The following is a 17009-nucleotide window of genomic DNA, read 5'->3' as shown; positions in this document are numbered from 1 at the left end:
GATGACTCAGACCCAAGGCCCGCTGTCCGGGGTTCGCATCGTCGAGGTCTCGAGCTTTGTCGCCGCACCCCTGTGCGGACTGACTCTCTCCCAACTCGGCGCCGAGGTGATCCGCATCGACCCGATCGGAGGTGCCTCCGATTACAAACGCTGGCCCGTCACCGACACGGGTGAAAGCATCTACTGGACCGGACTCAACAAAGGCAAACGGTCACTGTCAGTGGACATGCGCGCCGAGCGCGGTCAAGAACTGATTCGCCAACTGGTCACGGCTCCGGGACCTGGCGGCGGAATCCTGGTCACCAATGCCGGCGGTCGCACCTGGATGAGCCACGACTCCCTGGCCCAGTTGCGTAGCGACGTCATCACCCTCGAGGTTCTCGGACGCCGCGACGGCAGCCCCGGGGTCGATTACACGGTCAACGCCGCGTTGGGATTTCCACAGATCACCGGCCCCGCCGACTACGCCGGAGTTGTCAACCACGCACTGCCCGCCTGGGACGTCGCCTGCGGGCTCTACGCCGCTCTGTCGATCACTGCCGCAGTGCGCCAACGTGACTCGACCGGACACGGTACGCAGATCACGCTGCCACTCGAAGACGTCGCATTGGCCACCGCAGGAACACTCGGCTACCTCACCGAAGTACAAGTGAACGGTCGCAGTCGCGAGTCCGGCGGAAACGCCGTCTACGGCACGTACGGAATCGATTTCGTCTCCCGCGACAACGAACGGTTCATGGTCGTTGCACTCACTACTCGCCATTTCCGTGACCTTGCGTCGGTCACCGGCACCACGGCGGCTGTCGACGCCGTCGAAGGTGCCCTCGGAGCCGACTTCTCCACCGAAGCGGATCGCTACCGTCATCGAGAGGTACTCACTGCTCTGTTCTCACATTGGTTCCGGGAACACAGCGGCGCCGAGATCGCTGCAGCGCTGGGCACATCGTCGGTTCTGTTCGAGAGGTACCGCAGTTTCGAGGAAGTGGTGAATTCCGGTGAACTGGAGAACAACCCGATGTTCTCCGCACTCGATCAGCCTCGAATCGGAAGTTATCTGGCTGCCGCGAACCCAGCCTCGTTCGACGGCGCCCACCTGAGCGCCGGACCGGCCTCCGAGGTCGGCGGCGATTCGATTGCGGTGCTCGCGGATGTCCTCGAAACCACTGCTGATCACGCCTCGGCACTGATCGCGGACGGCATCGTCGGCATTCCGGCGAACTGATCCACCTGAAACATGTTTTCGGCCTCGGAACAAATGTTCCGAGGCCGAAAACATGTCGAGAGTGCGTCAGAGACCAAGATCCTTCGCGATGATGGTCTTCATGACTTCACTTGTGCCACCGTAGATTCGTGTGACACGCGTGTCTGCGTAAAGACGCGCGATGGGATACTCGGTGATGTAGCCGTACCCGCCGTGCAATTGGAGGCACTTGTCGATCACTCGACCTGCTGCCTCGGTGCAGAACAGTTTCGCCTTCGCTGCGTCGGGAATCGTCAGAGTGCCGCGGTCATGACATTCGAGTGCGTTGTCGGACACCAGCTGGATGGCATCAACCTCGGTAGCGCATTCGGCCAGAACGAATTTGGTGTTCTGGAATGCCGCGACGGGCTTGCCGAACACCTTGCGGTCTTTGACGTAGTCGATGGCAAAGCGAAGCGCTGCACTGGCAGTGGCGGCCGCTCCGAAAGCGATGGTCAACCGCTCCTGAGCCAGGTTGTGAGTCAGATAGCTGAATCCGTCGCCCTCTTCTCCGAGCCGGTCCTCGACGGGCACCTGTACGTCGACAAACGAAAGCTCCGCAGTGTCGGAGGTCTTGAGACCGATCTTGTTGATCTTGCGCCCCACCGAGTATCCGGGCGACGACGTGTCGACCACCAGGATCGACAACCCGGTGCGTCGGTTCTCCGCTGTGCTCGGCGCGGTGCGGCACACCACCAGGACGCGATCGGCAAGTACCCCGCCGGTGATGAACGTCTTGGAACCATTGACCACGTAGTGCGTACCGTCCTCCGACAGCTTGGCCGTCGTCGCGATGTTCGCCAGATCCGACCCTGTTCCCGGTTCGGTCATCGCAATCGCGAACATCAGATCGCCGGAGGCGAAGCCCGGCAACCAGCGGCTCTTCTGCTCGTCGTTCGCGTACTCGAGCAGGTAGGGCAGGATCAGGTTCGTATGCACCGACTGCGAGCCGAAAGACGCCCCGGCGGCAGCAACCTCCTCGGCGACGACGACGTTGAACTTGAGCGACTTCTCGCCGCCTCCGCCGTATTCCTCCGGCACCTGAATTCCGAGTACGCCAAGCTCTCCGAGTCGTCGGTAGAAGTCGCGGGGCGGGTGACCGTCCCCTTCCCACTTCTCGTGGACCGGGGTTACTTCCTTCGCGATGAAATCGCGGACGGTAGCCCGGAATGCCTCGTGATCCTCGTTGAACACGGTGCGCTGCATGTATGAACTCCAGTCGGTCAAGGGAACAGGGTGATCCTGATCTCACCTTGCCTCAAGGCTCCGCATTCGATCCAACACTCATCGGCTATGCGTCCGATAGGGCGTACCAATATGGCCTGACCTGCGATACATAGGCAACCGCTATCGTTCCGATCATCGACGCGACATTGCTCAAAGTGATCCAGAACACGTTGAATGGGTCAGCCGGCAAACACAACACCATCGATCGCTTCGAGGCCGCGCTTCGAGCACGATCGCATCCGCCCACCAGTCTCGAAGGGACGCCACGTGACCCCCATCGCGCCACAGCGTAACGACGTCCAGCCCGAAGCAACAGCAACGCCAGATTCGTCAGCAGTCCCCGTCTTCGGTACCCGCAAGCGTGCGTGGACGATGACCGGGCTCGTCGTCTTCCTCTACATCGTCAACTACGCGGACAAAGCAGTCCTCGGAATCATCGCTCAGCCCCTCGCTCGCGAGCTCGGACTGAAGTCTTCGCAAATCGGCATGGTCGGCTCGCTGTTCTTCCTGATGTTCTGCATCGGCGGATTTCTCGCCGGACCGCTCAACAAGTACCTGACCCTACGTTGGGCGCTGTTGATCCTGGCCGCAATCTGGTCCGTGGTCATGCTCCCCCTCGTTCTCGGTGCCAGCCTCGCGATGTTGATCGTCTCGCGCATGCTCCTCGGATTCGCCGAAGGCCCCAGCTCGGCGCTGATGCACACCGCCGCGTACTCGTGGCACCCGCCGGCCAAGCGCGGCCTTCCCGGTGCAATGCTCGCCGGATCCGCCTCCGTCGCGAAGATCGCCCTCGCGCCCGTACTGACCTTCATCGCCGTTCACTACGGCTGGCGCGCAGCGGTTCTCTCGCTCTCTGTCCTCGGACTCGTGTGGATGGGTTGCTGGCTGGCCGGTTGGTCCGAAGGCCCGTACACGAGCAAGGCCGTCAAGGCGACCAAGACTGCAGATACAGAAGCAACCGAGGCGACCGGGACGGCAACGAAGGCAGTCACCGAGCCCAACGTTCCGTGGCGCAAGATCCTGCTCTCCCGCACCTTCGTCAGCTGCTGCTTCCTCATCGCCACCATCTACGCACTGACCACCGTCGTTCTCACCTGGTTGCCGTCGTACTTCGAGGTCGGCCTCGGATACAGTGCGATGCAAGCCGGTTCGATGTTCGCGCTGCCCTCGATCGTCGGCCTTGTCCTCATGATCACCTCCGGTTCCGTCACGGACAAGTTGATCGGCCGCGGCTTCACCTCTCGCACGGTTCGCGTCATCGTTCCCTGCGTCGGCGTTCTGATCTGCGGATCGATTCTCCTGTTCCTGCCACAGATCTCCACTCCCATCGTCGCTGTCGCCATGGTCTCGATAGGCTACGGATTCTCGGCAATCACCTTCCCGCTCATCAACGCTGCGATCTCCGAACTGTGCCCGCCGCAGCAGACTGCAGGCACCATGGGATTCTTCCTCGCCATCATGTCGATCGGCGGCCTGATTGCTCCCTACGCAACGGGAGTCATCGTGGACAACGCAGCAACCCCGGCCGACGGTTACGCCCAGTCCTTCCAGGCGATCGGCATCATCGGAGTCGTCGCCGCGGTTCTGGTCCTCGTCTTCGCCAATCCCGAGCGCGATCGCAAGCTCATCCGCGGCTGAATGCTCCACGTATAGCCATTCGCTAACAAAGCCATTCACCGAAAGACATTGCCGGGTCGACCCGCTCGTGATCGACTCGAGGCACGCCCCGACCGCACAATCGCAACACCGGGCACGAACAGCAGGAGAGATACATGCGAGATGCCGTCATCGTCGACGCAGTACGTACACCGATCGGCCGTCGAGGACGCGCCCTCTCGGAGATCCATCCGGCCGAACTGTCCGCACATGTACTGCGTGCACTCGCTGAACGGACCGGACTCGACGCGGCCACGGTCGACGACGTGATCTGGGGATGCGTCAGTCAGGTCGGCGAACAGGCCGGAAGCATCGCCCGCACAGCGGCACTCGCCGCCGGCTGGCCCGACAGCGTTCCCGGCGTCACATTGACCCGGGCCTGCGGATCGAGCCAGCAGGCAGTTTCCTTTGCTGCGGCCACCGTCATCTCCGGTCAGAACGACGTGGTCGTAGCCGGAGGCGTCGAATCGATGTCGCGAGTTCCGATGGGAACCGCCAGCAAGAACGGTGAGCATTTCCCGGCTTCGGTACTCGAACGCTACGGTGTGGACAGTTTCAGCCAGGGGACCGGCGCCGAGATGATGGCCCGGAAATGGGCACTCACCCGAACGGCCCTGGACGAATATTCCCTCCGCTCACACGAGTTCGCGGCCAGCGCCACCGATGCAGGAGCATTCACCGGGCAAATCACTCCGATCGCCGGGTTGTCCCAGGACGAAGGCATTCGGCGAGGCGGAAGTTTGGAGTCGCTCGCGAAGTTGCCCCCGGCCTTCGACGCCGACGGTGTCATCCACGCCGGCAACTCTTCTCAGATCTCCGACGGGGCGGGCGCCACACTCGTCACGACCAGCGAGTACGCCCGGGCACGCGGTTGGAAGCCGCTCGTTCGTATTCACACCGCAGTGGTCGCAGCCGACGACCCGGTCATCATGCTCACCGGTCCGATTGCCGCCACCGCAAAGGCACTGGACCGCTCCGGGTTGTCCATCGACGACATCGGCGCCTTCGAGATCAACGAGGCATTTGCCCCCGTCCCGCTTGCCTGGCAGGCTGAAACCGGCGCAGCCATCGATCGTGTGAATCCGCTCGGCGGCGCTATCGCGGTCGGCCACCCACTCGGCGGATCAGGTGCGATCTTGATGACTCGCCTAGCACATCACATGCGCGACAACGGAATTCGATACGGTCTCCAGTCGATGTGTGAGGCCGGCGGCATGGCCAATGCGACCATTCTCGAATTGATCTGACCCGACAACGCTTTCAGGCCGACACGTCATCCAGCAGGAAAGAAGAATTGATCCATGAAACTCGAGGGACTTTCCACCGCGATCACCGGCGGCGCTTCAGGTCTCGGCCTGGCAACCGCTCGACGGCTGCTCGACGCCGGAGCGCAGGTCACGTTGATCGATCTGCCTTCGTCCGGCGGTAAGCAGGTGGCGGCCGATCTCGGAGCTGCCGCGCAATTCGCCCCGGCCGACGTCACCGACAGCGAACAATTCGCCGAAGCACTCGACGCGGCGCACGAGCGCGGCGGCCTTCGCGGCGTCGTCCACTGCGCGGGTGCCGGGCGTCGCATGCGCATTCTCGACAAGGACGGAAAAGCCGGATCGGTCGAAGATTTCGAGTTCGTCGTCAAACTGAATCTTGTCGGTTCGTTCAACGCACTCCGTCTCGGCGCCGAGCGGATGGCAGAACTCGATGCCGTGGACGGTGAGCGAGGTGCCATCATCATGACGGCGTCGGTCGCAGCATTCGAAGGTCAGATCGGTCAGATCAACTACACAGCATCCAAAGCCGGCATCGTCGGTATGACGGTCACCGCTGCCCGCGATCTCGCCAGCCGCGGAATCCGCGTCAACACCATTGCTCCCGGCATCATGGACACTCCCCTGCTGGCGCGCCTGCGCGAAGACGTGCGCACGGCCCTCGAAGCCTCGGTTCCCAACCCCTCCCGGCTGGGTCGCCCGGACGAGTTCGGCCAGCTGGCCGTCTCGATGCTCGAGAACGGCTATCTCAACGGCGAAACCATCAGACTCGACGGCGCGATCCGAATGGCTCCCCGGTGACGGGCATCAGCGTGATCGCCAATCCACAACTGCGCCACAACATGCACTACCCGGACACCACCATGGCTTACTGGGCACCCAGCATGGCGGCGCTCTACGGTGATCGCCTCGCCGTCGTGGACGGCGAGCGCACGTGCACGTTCCGTGAACTCGGTCAGCGCAGTGCACAATTCGCCGGCGCACTGCGGCAGGCCGGGGTCGGCGTCGGCGACGTCGTGTTGCTACATCTCGGGAACTGCGTCGAGTTCCTCCAGGCCTACTACGGCTGCCTGCAGGCCGGGGCGACCGTTACATTGGTCAATCCGCTGCAGCCAGAACTTGGACTGCGCAAGCAGATCGAGGAGACGTCCGCCGTTGCTGCGGTCACTCAGAGTTCGCAGCTGCACACACTGCTCGCGGCCTCTTCCGGAACCTCCGTACGTACGATCGTGATGGTCCAGGACACCGAGGGTGCGCTCGACACACCGGAGTCGGTCGTCGCGTTCGACGCCTTCATCGCCGATCTACCCACCGAATTCACCCCTGCCTCCGTCCGAAGCGACGACATCGCACACATCGCGTTCACCGGCGGAACCACCGGAGTATCCAAAGGTGTTCGTGTTCTTCACCGCAACGTCGTCGGCAACATCACGCAGATGTGTGGGTGGAGAACCGGGCACGAGTTGGAGGCAGGTCCTGACGGTCTCGTCACGCCTCGACGCATCGACGGCCTCGACGTGCTCGGTCCGACGCCGGGAACAGGGGCGACCATCGTGGTCTCACCTCTCTTCCACGCACATTCGTTGCTCAACACGTCGTTCCTGTTGATCTCCGGTCTCACCCAGGTATTTGCCGGTCGGTTCGAACCCGGCCGGATGCTCGAGCTGATCGAAAAGCACGAGGCGACCTATCTCACCGGGTCTCCCGCTATGTGGCACGCACTGTCGGTTCATCCCGACGCTACGGTGCGCAACACCGACAGCGTGTGCGTCGTCTCTTCGGGCGCTGCCCCGATCGACAGCGTCACGCTCGCCGCACTCCGCCGGGCATTTCCCAAAGCGCTCGTCGTCGAGGGGTACGGGCTGACCGAGGCCACCTGTGTGGTCACGGCAGCTCCGCTGATCAACGGCTCGGAATACCGGCAGAGCAGCGTCGGCCTCCCGATCTTCGACACCGAAATCCAGATTCGCGATCAGCTGGACCGGAAGACCGTTCTGGGCGAGAACGAACGCGGCGAACTGTGGGTGCGTGGGCCTCAGGTCACCGACGGCTATCTCGGACACCCGGAAACCACCGCAGAACAGTTCGTCGACGGCTGGTTGGACACGGGTGACATCGCGTACCTGGACTCGGACGGATACCTCTTCATCTGCGACCGGGCGAAGGACATGCTCATCTACAAGGGGTACAACGTCTATCCGCGTGAACTCGAAGAGATTCTGGTTTCGCACCCGGCGATCTCGACTGCCGCGGTCGTCGGCCGCGAAGTGGGGAGCAACGGCCAGGAGCCCGTAGCCTTCGTGGTGATGATTCCGGGCGCCGAGTTCGACGCCGAGCAGATCAAGGCGTTTGTCGCCGAGCAGGTGCTGCCGTACAAGAAGATTCGCGAAGTCGTCGAGGTAGAACTCCTTCCGACATCGGCTGCCGGTAAGGTCCTCAAGACCGACCTCCGCTCGAGACTTCTCGAATCCGTCGATCAGAAAGGCGGTTCCAGGTGACGACCTTCGCAGACCTGACGTCGCAACTGCGTGTCCCGGTTCTCGCTTCACCGATGTTCATCATCTCGACTCCTGACCTCGTCATCGCGCAGTGCACCGCTGGGATCATCGGGTCCTTCCCGGCACTGAATGCTCGTCCGCAGTCGGCACTTCGGGATTGGCTCAAACTGATCACGGTCGCTCGTGAGGACCATGATCGTGAGCACCCGGAAAATCCGTCGGCGCCATTTGCCGTCAACCTCATCGTCCACCGGTCCAACAACCGCCTGGAAGAGGACCTGGCGACCATCGCCGAGTTCGAGGTTCCGATCGTCATCACGTCCCTCGGCGCTCGCACCGACATCAACGACGCCGTCCACGCATACGGTGGAATCGTTCTTCACGACGTCATCGACAATCGCTTTGCACGCAAGGCGATCGAGAAGGGCGCCGACGGACTGATCGCGGTAGCTGCCGGGGCCGGTGGTCATGCCGGTAGGCAGTCGCCGTTTGCCCTGATTCGGGAGATTCGTGAGTGGTTCGCCGGTCCACTGCTGTTGTCAGGTGCCATCGCTCATGGTGATTCGATTCTCGCTGCGCTCGCGGCCGGAGCCGATTTGGCATACGTCGGATCAGCTTTCATCGCAACCGAAGAGGCTAACGCGGATCCTGCGTACAAGGAGATGATCGTGGGTTCAGGGGCCTCCGACATCGTCTATTCCAACCTGTTCACCGGAGTACACGGAAACTACCTGCGGGGCAGCATCGTTGCCGCCGGCTTGGACCCCGACAACCTAGCCGAATCCGATCCTTCCGCAATGAGTTTCGCGACCACCGACACCGATACCAAGGCGTGGCGTGACATCTGGGGCGCCGGACAGGGCATCGGAGCGATCGACGCCGTACTTCCGACGCATGCAGTAGTAGAGCGTCTCGCCGCCGAGTACGCTGCCGCTCGAGAACGCATCTGCCGACTCTAGTGCTGTGACCGGTGTTCGTCAGAGAGGGATTCGTCGGACAGGTACTCGTGGATCAGGTTCACGAATACCTGTCCCACCGGCGACAACGTCGAGGGGTCGAAGGCGAGACCGTACGCACGCAGGAATCTCGGCTCGCAGGCCCGTTCCACGACCTGACCAGGCATCGATTTCGCCACCGAGCGCTCGACCAACGAACCGCCGAGGCCGGCGATGACCATCGGGAGCCGTGACTCCCGTTGCTCGGTCACCACCGCGAGTTCCGTTCTGGTACCGGCCTTTCGGATCGAATCTTCGATCGCGTCGCCCATCGCTGCCCCGCGAGGAACGAATACCATGGGAATGTCCGGCATTTCCGAAAGGCGTACCGGCCCCTCGGGTAGTTCGGTTCCCGCCGGGTAGACCAGGCGGTACTCCTGCTCCCCCAATTCGACGATCTCGAGCCCTTCGCCCGCTTCGAGAGGCAGATGAGCCACCGCGAATTCACAGTGGCCGTCCCGGATGAGACTTTCCAGATTGTCCTCACGCTCGAGTTCCGAAAATCTGACTCGTGCTTGCGGATACCGTCGACAGAACTCCGCAATCAGATCGACGATCGTCCCCGAGGTCAGTGCAGGGAAAGCCATGATGTCGAGGCGACCGACGATGGCGCCATCGGATGCCGTCAACTGTTCAGCCGCCGCAGCGACGTCTCGCAAAACCTGTCGACTCGGGCCGACCAGGCTGCGACCGGCCGCACTGAGGACCATCCCGCGCCCGATGCGATGGAAAAGCCGCACTCCCAGTTCACGTTCGAGCCCGCGCAACGCTTGTGACACGGTCGGCTGAGCAACTCCCAATGCAGCTGCGGCGCCGTTGATCCCCTTGTTTTCGACGACCGCGAGGAAGTACTCCATCTGCCGGAACTCCACAGTTCACTCCTCTTCCTTGGACGGAACGGCGGAGGTGGCCATTTCCGCAGCCGTCGCGATGAATGCGGCGGCGGCCGGGGACTGCTCGCCCGAGCGATAGACGATGCCGACGTCGCGTGTCAGCGGCGGATCGAAGGAGAAGGCGCAGACGTCTGTCATCTGCTGCTGTGCAACCCTTCTCGGCACGACGGTGGCGCCGATCCCTCGACGCACGAGTTCCCACGTGGTCACAGGGTGGACACAGTCCACTACTACGTTCTCGGCGCCTTCGCTGAGTAGACCCCGGAACTGATTCGATTGATCACCGAGATCGACCACCAGCGGCAAACTGTGCAAGAGCGTTCGCGGAACCGGATCCGCCAACGGCGTTGCAAGCCTGCCGGACAACGACGCATGGGTGGCGAGTACCAACTCCTGGGCGGCGATCGGAGCCGTGACCAAACCTTCGTACCCGATACTCAGATCGGTGACGCCCACCTCGGCCGACCCTCGCCGCAACGCATTGTCGACCCCGGCCGGGCCGTACGTGTCGAGGACGCGCACCACGATCTTCGGAAAGTTGGCCCGGAATCGCCGGACCAACTCGACCATCGGATCGATGGAGAACGCCGAGTACGAGACGACGTCCACCCGGCCGAACTCGAGTTCGCGAACGGCGGTCACTTTAGCCTTCGCGCGCTCGACGTCGGCAAGGATTCGCCTGGCCGCGAGATCGAACGTGCGGCCCGCGTCGGTAAGAACCAACCGCCTACCGGTCCGATCGAACAGCGTGGCGCCGAGTCGACGCTCGAGCGTGCGAATTGCCTGAGACAGCGAGGGCTGCGAAATGTAGAGAGCCTGAGCGGCCTTCGTTATCCCACCGTGGTCGACGACAGCGACGAAGTAGGTAACGAAATGCAGATCCACTCATCCATCATACGACCAGCGATCTGACGCTCACTCCACTCGAGTTAGCCCTGGTACGGCCCACTCTCCGGTGAAGACCGGCTCCCGCTTTTCCACGAAGGCACGAACCGCGTCGGTAGCATCCGTCGCAAAATTGACCGCTTGCGCCCTCGCCTCGTTGTCCAAGGCTTCCCGCAACGAGAGTGAGGTGTGATGTTCGAGCATGGCGGCAGACTGACTCAGTGCGGCTGGCGGACCGTCAGCGAGCCGCTGGGCAAGCTTCGACGTGTGTTCGTCCATTTCACCCGGCTCGACCAGATAGGTCACCAACCCGAGCTCGTAGGCTTCCTGTGCGTCGATCGTCTCGGCGAGCATCACCAGTCGCTTCGCTTGCTGGAGGCCGACCAGTCTCGGCAGGATCCACGAACCCCCGAAGTCGACAGACAACCCCCGTTTGGCAAAGATCTGGCTGAACTTCGCGCCCTTGGCTGCCACGACGAAGTCGCAGAGCAACGCCATGTTCCATCCGGCTCCGACGGCAAACCCGTCGACCTTCGCCACCAGAGGCTTGGGAAACTCACCCAGTGCGATCGCCGTTGCGTTGATGACACGCATGCGATCGAGCGGGTGCGACGAGCCGCGTTTGTCCAGATCGGAGCCCGCACAGAAGGTCCCGTCCGCGCCGGTCAGGATCACAGAGCGAATCTGCGAATCCTCTTGAAGTTCGAGGACTGCTTCACGTAGAGCGATCCAGGCGTCGAGATCGAGAGCGTTGCGGCGGTGCGGCCGACAGAGAACAATCGTCGCGACAGCACCGTCACGTTCGATGCTTACGGCCGCACGCTCGATCGTCTCGGCACTCATGAACCACTCCACACGGGAGAGCGCTTCTCGGCAAATGCCGTTGCACCTTCCTTGGCGTCACGTGAGGTGAAGACCGGATCGATGAATTCGCGTTGCGCGACAAAGGCATCCGGATCGGTGTACTTTGCGGACATTGCCAGTACCTGCTTGGTCGCGCGAACAGCCAGTGGACCGTTTGCCGCTACTCGGGCCGCAAGCTCGCGTGCGACGGTCAGCGCCTGTCCAGGTTCGGCGAGCCGATTGACCAAGCCGTGATGATGCGCCACGGTGGCACTGAGCGGATCCCCGGTGATGGCGATTTCCATGGCCAACTGGTACGGGAGGATCTTGGGCAGACGCAGAAGGCCACCGGCGGCCGCGGCAAGCCCCCGCTTCACTTCGGGCAAGCCGAATTTCGCGTCGGTGGATGCCACGATCAGATCGGCCGCCAACGCCAGTTCGCACCCGCCGGCGAGTGCCCACCCCTCGACGGCTGCGATCAGCGGCTTCGACGGCGGAGCCTCGGTCAGACCGGCAAAACCACGACCCGGTAGTGATGGCCGTTCCCCGCGCGCAAATCCCTTGAGATCCATACCAGCGCAGAAGGTTCCACCAGCTCCAGTCAGAATGCCGATGGTGAGATCGGACCGTTCCTCGAACTCGTCGATCGCGGCTGCGAGTGCCTTTGCGAGTTCCAGGTTGACCGCATTCTTGGCCTCGGGACGATTGAGGGTGATGACGGCAACGCCGTCGGCGAAGTCGGTGAGCACGACGCTCATGTTCGGTTCCTACTTCCGTGATGAGATTCTTGAAAGGTCACTGCGCGCGAATACTCCAGCGCACGGGTGTGCCGCCGGACGGTGTCACGATCTCCCGCTTGGCCAAAACAACGAGATGAGCATGGGTTTCGCGGACTGCCAAGCGAAGTAGTCGCGGCGACATCTGTTCGAACGGGCGAGACCAGGAGATCGTGCGTGAGAGTTCCCAGGCCGTGGATTCGGGCTCATCCTGAACCGCAGCCACGATCTCCGCCAATCGCTCCTCGTGGTGCCCCATCAATTGACGTGCACGATCGGCGATCCCACGGAATCGATATTCATGTGCCGGAAGCACTTCGCACTCGCCCAGTGTTGTCGTCGCCTCGAGCGAGAGAAGATAACGATGAAGCGGGTTCTCGAGTTCACCGGGAATCGTGGAGATGTTCGGGCTGATCCTCGGCAGCATGTGATCGCCGCTGAACAACAAGCCTCTGTCCTCTTCCACGAAGCAGAGATGTCCGGGAGTGTGCCCCGGTGTCCACTGAGCCCGGAGATTCCACCCGGGAAGATCGAGTGAATCACCATCTCCCAGAACAATGTCGATGGTTTCGTGCTCAGCGAACCGCACCAGGTCGACCCGAGACGCGTCGAGCACTTCGGCCGGTGCGCCGAGTTCGGACAATTGCAGGTTCCAGCCACTGATGTCGTCGCGGGTCTGCTCGGGACCGTGGTATCCGAGGAGCGTCGCGTCGGCCACGTGCATCGCAAGCGTTGCGCCGCTGACCTGCCGAAGACGCGGCGCCAGACCGAAGTGATCGGGATGCAGGTGCGTGATTGCCGCATAGCGCACTTCGGAAACGTGGTATCCGATCGATGCTATGCCGTCGACGAGAGCCTGCCACGACTGTTCGTGATCCCAACCGACGTCGATGAGGGCAAGTCCGTCGTCGAGCGCGAGTGCGTAGACGAGCACGTAACGCAAAGGGTTGTCCGGCATGGGAACAGGGATCGACCACAGTCCGTCCCGCACCTGTTCCACCGGTGGAAGGACTTTGTTCGCCCACGCCTCACGTTGTGCGACACCGACGTCTTCGGTCACGATCATGATGCTTCTCCGCTCGCGTTCAGCATGGTCCGCAGGCTCGACTTGAGCAGTTTCCCGCTCGCGTTGCGAGGCAAGGAGTCCACGAAATGGATCTGGCGAGGTTTCTTGTACGACGCCAACTTCGCTGTGCTGAACGCGATCAACTCGTCGACGCTCGGCACGTCGGCACCGTCGACCAGTTTGACCACCGCGGTGACGGATTCACCCCAGCGCTTGTCCGGAACCCCGACCACCGCGACCTCGGCAACCGAGGGGTGTTCGGCCAGAATGGATTCCACCTCGATCGGATAGACGTTCTCACCGCCGGTGATGATCATGTCCTTGAGGCGATCGGTGACGAACAGATACCCCTCGTCGTCCAGATGGCCGGCGTCGCCTGTTCGGAGAAAGCCGTCCTGAGTGAACAATTCCGCGGTCTCTCGGTCACGTCGCCAGTACCCGCGAGTGTTGTTTCTGCTGCGCGCAACGATCTCACCGGATTTGTTGGGCGGCAATACCTCACCAGTTGTGACGTCTCGAATGGAGATCTCGACGCCGATCATCGGTTTTCCCGCAGAGCGGAGCAACTCCGAACGCGGACCGCTCACATGATGGTCGAAGGCACGAAGGACGGATACCGAACCAGTTGTCTCGGTCATCCCGTATCGCTGGACGAATTTGCAGTTCAAGACAGTCATCGCATGAGCGAGGAGTGCCGGAGTGATCGGCGACGCCCCATAGGCGACCACCTCCAGGCTGGTCAGATCGAAACTGTCGAGAGTGGGCAGATCTACCAGCGTCTGAATGACGGCAGGCACCAGAAATGCGTGGGTGACATGGTGAGTCGCGATGGCATCAGCGACCCGAGCCGGCGCCATGTCTCCGAGCAGCACCAAAGGCACGCCGGCCGACAAGCACGTACTCATCCAGCCGGCGCCGGCGATGTGAAAGAGGGGAAGTGCGTCGAGTGCGACTGCATTCGAACCGAATTCGTAGACATCGAACCCCTCGGGCTCGTTGTACAGATTCCGGTGCGTGGCCACGACGCCCTTGGGCCGGCCGGTTGTCCCGGACGTGTACAGCTGCAGAACTGCTGCGTCCGGATCGTGCCCCTCTCCGGGGTCGACGCCGTTCCCGGAGGCCACGAACTCCGCCCAGGTTCGCGAATCCGGCAGGCCCCCTGCAGCTCCCACGGTTATGACCTCGACCTCCGGCAACGCTGCGGACATCGCCGCCGCCCCCGCGGCGAACTCGTCATCGACGATCAAGACGTCGAGCTCCGCGTCCTCGGCGATGTCGACGAGTTCGAGTGGGTTGAGCCGCCAGTTCAACGGGATGAACACAGCGCCTGCCTTCGCACACGCGACGAAGGTTTCCGCACCTTCGAGCCCCATCCGCAGTAGCGCACCGACGCGAGCACCGGCAGCGGTCACTTCTGCCAGCGCGCTCGCCAAGGTACTGGTCTCGCCATCCAGCTCAGCCCATGTCAAAGTTCGGTCGCCGCACGTGATCGCCGGTTCGGACGGCCGTGTCGACGCCGAGTGGCGTATCCGGTTGGGTAGGTGAAGCTCGCTCACATCACGCTCCTGTGTTCCAGGTACCCACCGAGCACGAACCGCGGTCGGTGGTACTGGAACAGTCGACCATCGCTATGGCCTGCGCCACAAAGACGAGAAGGCGCACAGAGCCATAGCTGAGACCTATGTCTGCAGGTCGCAGCAAGTCACCGCCGCCAAGGTCCGGTCATCTGGGAGAATTTGCCAGATGCAGGCACCCGGGATGGACATACGCAGCGCGCAGTATCTCGTCGCCGTCGTCGATCACGGCAGCGTCACCGCCGCCGCGGACGTCCTGCGTATCTCGCAACCGTCACTCTCGCAGGCCGTACGCAACCTCGAACGAGCACTCGGAGCCACACTCTTCGAGCGCACCACTCGCGGTCTGGCTCCCACCACAGTCGGACTGGCAATTACCGATTCTGCACGTGCGCTGCTCGCCGACGTTGCTCGGGCCGAAGCCGCGGTGGCCGCAGTAACCGCTTTGCGCGCCGGCGAACTCGCCATAGCTGTTCAGTCCGATCTTGCCATCGACCCTGTTGCAGAGGTCGCCGGACGCCTCCATCTGACGGCGCCCGGAATTCGGTTCTCCACGAACGCCGTCCCGAACGCACAGGACGTGCGCGCGATGGTCAGAGCAGGTACGTGTGAACTCGGGTTTCTCGAGACCCACCCGAGTACCGATGTCTCCGACGGGCTTCGAGAAATTGCCGTGAGTACCCAGGAAACGGTCTTGTCGATCCCCGTTCGCCTGGCCACAGACCTACCCGATCCGGTTCCGCGCGCCGTGGTTGCGCGCCTGCCGATGGTGGTCGAGGCATCGACATTTCGGCGCGGGCATTCGATCGACGACGATCTGGAGCTCACCAACGTCGTCGTGGAAGTACCTGATCGCCTTGCCGTCCGGGAAATGGTCGGGCAAGGTGTAGGCGCCGCGCTGCTGCCCAGATCGATCGCCGAACAAGACTCCCCAGCATCTGAGGTTCGCTCGCTTTTCCCGCCGATCACGCGGCAGACGATCTTGGTCTACCGCGACGGCCCGCTCTCGCCGGCCGGGTCTGCGTACATCGAGAACGTCTCCACACGTCACAAGCCGTCCACGAACAGCCTGCCCAACGGCGAGAGCGTCTCCGGATCGAACTCGATGCCGTAATTCAGTGAGATTGCGGGCTCCACCGGAAATATCTCCGCGCCGGACGCGACCGATCTCTCGGCCAACGAACGCTCCATGAATGCCATACCCAAACCCGCAAAGACGAACGCGCCGACGGTCTCCCGCTGCGCCAACTCCGTCGACATCCGAGTCCGGGCCCCGGCGGCCTGCAGAGACGACTCGATGGCAAGCCGAGCCCGCGAGTGTTTGAGCACACCCACCACGGGGAGATCGGGCAATGCAGTCAATGACACCGGCTCTCCCGCAGCGGGTTTCACACCATTCGGCCAGACGTCAGGATGAACCCCCGACGGCACTGCCAGCCAGTATTCGTTCACCCCGATCACTTTCGTGGACAGCGCCGACATGTCGGGTGGCCAATAGCTGAAGACCACCTCGCATGCGCCGTCTGCCAACACCTGCTCAGACGTTGCGCCCTGCGGCAGTTCACCGACCCGAACGGTCACAGCAGGCCACCGCTCACGAAAGTCCGCCACGATGCGTGCGATCGGACCTTCGAGACCATGTGCCGCGGAGCAGATGTCGAGCCGCCCACGAGGCTCGTCGGCCGTCCCGGTCGCGACATTGAATGCGGCCGCACTGCTGCGCATCATCTGCCTCGCCGGCCCTACCAACGCCCGACCTGCCGCCGTCAGAACCAAACCGCGACCGACACGGTGAAACAGTTCGACTCCGAGTTCACGCTCGAGACCACGAATACCCTGCGACAACGACGGCTTGGTGACCGACAGATTCTGCGCAGCCGTCGACAAGGACTCCCCACCGGCAACGGCAAGGAAGTACTCGATCTGACGTAGGTCCACGCCATCGACTTTGCCATAAGCGCAGCCGACAGTACCGCCGGCAAGCGCAGACGGTGTTCATACACGCTTCACTAGTCGGACATACAGGACACACCTTTTTCTACCCGGCGCCACCTAGCGTAATTGGTCCAGACCAATTACGGATGGGTCTGA

15 protein-coding genes are annotated in these 17009 nt (G+C 62.6%); 7 read left to right on the top strand and 8 right to left on the bottom strand.

Annotated elements, in window-relative coordinates:
• Position 1 precedes the first annotated feature (1 nt).
• The gene (locus B0E55_RS14190; protein WP_080909924.1) at positions 2-1222 is read left to right on the top strand and encodes a CoA transferase; all 1221 of its coding nucleotides are present in this window, start codon (positions 2-4) and stop codon (positions 1220-1222) included.
• A 66-nt stretch (positions 1223-1288) separates the two neighbouring features.
• On the opposite strand, the gene B0E55_RS14185 is transcribed toward B0E55_RS14190, so the two are convergent.
• On the bottom strand, positions 1289-2446 hold the full coding sequence (locus B0E55_RS14185; protein WP_080909923.1) for an acyl-CoA dehydrogenase family protein: 1158 nt from the start codon (positions 2444-2446) through the stop codon (positions 1289-1291).
• 195 nt (positions 2447-2641) lie between these two features.
• On the opposite strand from B0E55_RS14185, the gene B0E55_RS14175 reads away from it, so the two are divergent.
• From B0E55_RS14175 to B0E55_RS14155, 5 genes are all read left to right on the top strand, one after another.
• Positions 2642-4105, top strand: a complete 1464-nt coding sequence (locus B0E55_RS14175) for an MFS transporter (RefSeq protein ID WP_019745400.1) — start codon at positions 2642-2644, stop codon at positions 4103-4105.
• Positions 4106-4239: 134 nt separating this feature from the next.
• The gene (locus B0E55_RS14170) at positions 4240-5370 is read left to right on the top strand and encodes a thiolase family protein (RefSeq protein WP_021345610.1); all 1131 of its coding nucleotides are present in this window, start codon (positions 4240-4242) and stop codon (positions 5368-5370) included.
• A gap of 54 nt (positions 5371-5424) precedes the next feature.
• A complete protein-coding gene (locus B0E55_RS14165) occupies positions 5425-6189 on the top strand; it encodes an SDR family NAD(P)-dependent oxidoreductase (protein ID WP_080909922.1) in 765 nt (254 codons plus the stop codon).
• A gap of 41 nt (positions 6190-6230) precedes the next feature.
• On the top strand, positions 6231-7886 hold the full coding sequence (locus tag B0E55_RS14160; RefSeq protein ID WP_050654636.1) for a class I adenylate-forming enzyme family protein: 1656 nt from the start codon (positions 6231-6233) through the stop codon (positions 7884-7886).
• A gap of 53 nt (positions 7887-7939) precedes the next feature.
• Positions 7940-8845, top strand: coding sequence for an NAD(P)H-dependent flavin oxidoreductase (locus B0E55_RS14155; protein WP_250884952.1), 906 nt, complete (start codon positions 7940-7942; stop codon positions 8843-8845).
• Here the strand turns inward: B0E55_RS14155 and B0E55_RS14150 are convergent.
• Genes B0E55_RS14150 through B0E55_RS14125 form a run of 6 tightly spaced genes read right to left on the bottom strand, consistent with a single transcriptional unit; the run spans position 8842 to position 14900 of the window.
• On the bottom strand, positions 8842-9753 hold the full coding sequence (locus B0E55_RS14150; protein ID WP_021331933.1) for a LysR family transcriptional regulator: 912 nt from the start codon (positions 9751-9753) through the stop codon (positions 8842-8844). The two genes, B0E55_RS14155 and B0E55_RS14150, sit on opposite strands and share 4 nt — an antisense overlap.
• Before the next feature lie 3 nt (positions 9754-9756).
• Entirely contained in the window at positions 9757-10659 is a 903-nt protein-coding gene (locus tag B0E55_RS14145) for a LysR family transcriptional regulator (protein ID WP_019745405.1), read from the bottom strand.
• Between the two features lie 30 nt (positions 10660-10689).
• Positions 10690-11502: an enoyl-CoA hydratase/isomerase family protein gene (locus B0E55_RS14140; protein ID WP_020909220.1), complete on the bottom strand. Its 813-nt coding sequence runs from the start codon at positions 11500-11502 to the stop codon at positions 10690-10692.
• A complete protein-coding gene (locus B0E55_RS14135; protein ID WP_020970867.1) occupies positions 11499-12260 on the bottom strand; it encodes a crotonase/enoyl-CoA hydratase family protein in 762 nt (253 codons plus the stop codon). The genes B0E55_RS14140 and B0E55_RS14135 overlap by 4 nt, the downstream gene beginning before the upstream one ends.
• 37 nt (positions 12261-12297) lie before the next feature.
• Entirely contained in the window at positions 12298-13344 is a 1047-nt protein-coding gene (locus B0E55_RS14130) for an MBL fold metallo-hydrolase (protein ID WP_003940131.1), read from the bottom strand.
• On the bottom strand, positions 13341-14900 hold the full coding sequence (locus tag B0E55_RS14125; protein ID WP_080909920.1) for a long-chain-fatty-acid--CoA ligase: 1560 nt from the start codon (positions 14898-14900) through the stop codon (positions 13341-13343). Before B0E55_RS14125 ends, B0E55_RS14130 begins: the two co-directional genes overlap by 4 nt.
• Positions 14901-15087: 187 nt before the next feature.
• On the opposite strand from B0E55_RS14125, the gene B0E55_RS14120 reads away from it, so the two are divergent.
• Positions 15088-16032: a LysR family transcriptional regulator gene (locus B0E55_RS14120; RefSeq protein WP_080909919.1), complete on the top strand. Its 945-nt coding sequence runs from the start codon at positions 15088-15090 to the stop codon at positions 16030-16032.
• Here B0E55_RS14120 and B0E55_RS14115 read toward each other — a convergent pair.
• Positions 15966-16856: a LysR family transcriptional regulator gene (locus tag B0E55_RS14115; protein WP_020970870.1), complete on the bottom strand. Its 891-nt coding sequence runs from the start codon at positions 16854-16856 to the stop codon at positions 15966-15968. The two genes, B0E55_RS14120 and B0E55_RS14115, sit on opposite strands and share 67 nt — an antisense overlap.
• Positions 16857-17009: the final 153 nt, after the last annotated feature.

It is taken from the genome of Rhodococcus sp. 66b (genome assembly GCF_002076325.1).
Lineage (GTDB): Bacteria > Actinomycetota > Actinomycetes > Mycobacteriales > Mycobacteriaceae > Rhodococcus_F > Rhodococcus_F erythropolis.
Note: the sequence above shows the minus strand (reverse complement) of the source record. Positions and strands in the feature narration are given on the sequence as shown.

Excerpts from the sequence above, each read along its gene's own strand:
- B0E55_RS14120 (WP_080909919.1), top strand. The coding sequence starts at position 15,088 with ATGCAGGCACCCGGGATGGACATACGCAGCGCGCAGTATCTCGTCGCC.
- B0E55_RS14185 (WP_080909923.1), bottom strand. The coding sequence starts at position 2,446 with ATGCAGCGCACCGTGTTCAACGAGGATCACGAGGCATTCCGGGCTACC.
- B0E55_RS14140 (WP_020909220.1), bottom strand. The coding sequence starts at position 11,502 with ATGAGTGCCGAGACGATCGAGCGTGCGGCCGTAAGCATCGAACGTGAC.
- B0E55_RS14190 (WP_080909924.1), top strand. The coding sequence starts at position 2 with ATGACTCAGACCCAAGGCCCGCTGTCCGGGGTTCGCATCGTCGAGGTC.
- B0E55_RS14155 (WP_250884952.1), top strand. The coding sequence starts at position 7,940 with ATGTTCATCATCTCGACTCCTGACCTCGTCATCGCGCAGTGCACCGCT.
- B0E55_RS14175 (WP_019745400.1), top strand. The coding sequence starts at position 2,642 with ATGGGTCAGCCGGCAAACACAACACCATCGATCGCTTCGAGGCCGCGC.
- B0E55_RS14165 (WP_080909922.1), top strand. The coding sequence starts at position 5,425 with ATGAAACTCGAGGGACTTTCCACCGCGATCACCGGCGGCGCTTCAGGT.
- B0E55_RS14170 (WP_021345610.1), top strand. The coding sequence starts at position 4,240 with ATGCGAGATGCCGTCATCGTCGACGCAGTACGTACACCGATCGGCCGT.
- B0E55_RS14160 (WP_050654636.1), top strand. The coding sequence starts at position 6,231 with ATGCACTACCCGGACACCACCATGGCTTACTGGGCACCCAGCATGGCG.
- B0E55_RS14135 (WP_020970867.1), bottom strand. The coding sequence starts at position 12,260 with ATGAGCGTCGTGCTCACCGACTTCGCCGACGGCGTTGCCGTCATCACC.
- B0E55_RS14130 (WP_003940131.1), bottom strand. The coding sequence starts at position 13,344 with ATGATCGTGACCGAAGACGTCGGTGTCGCACAACGTGAGGCGTGGGCG.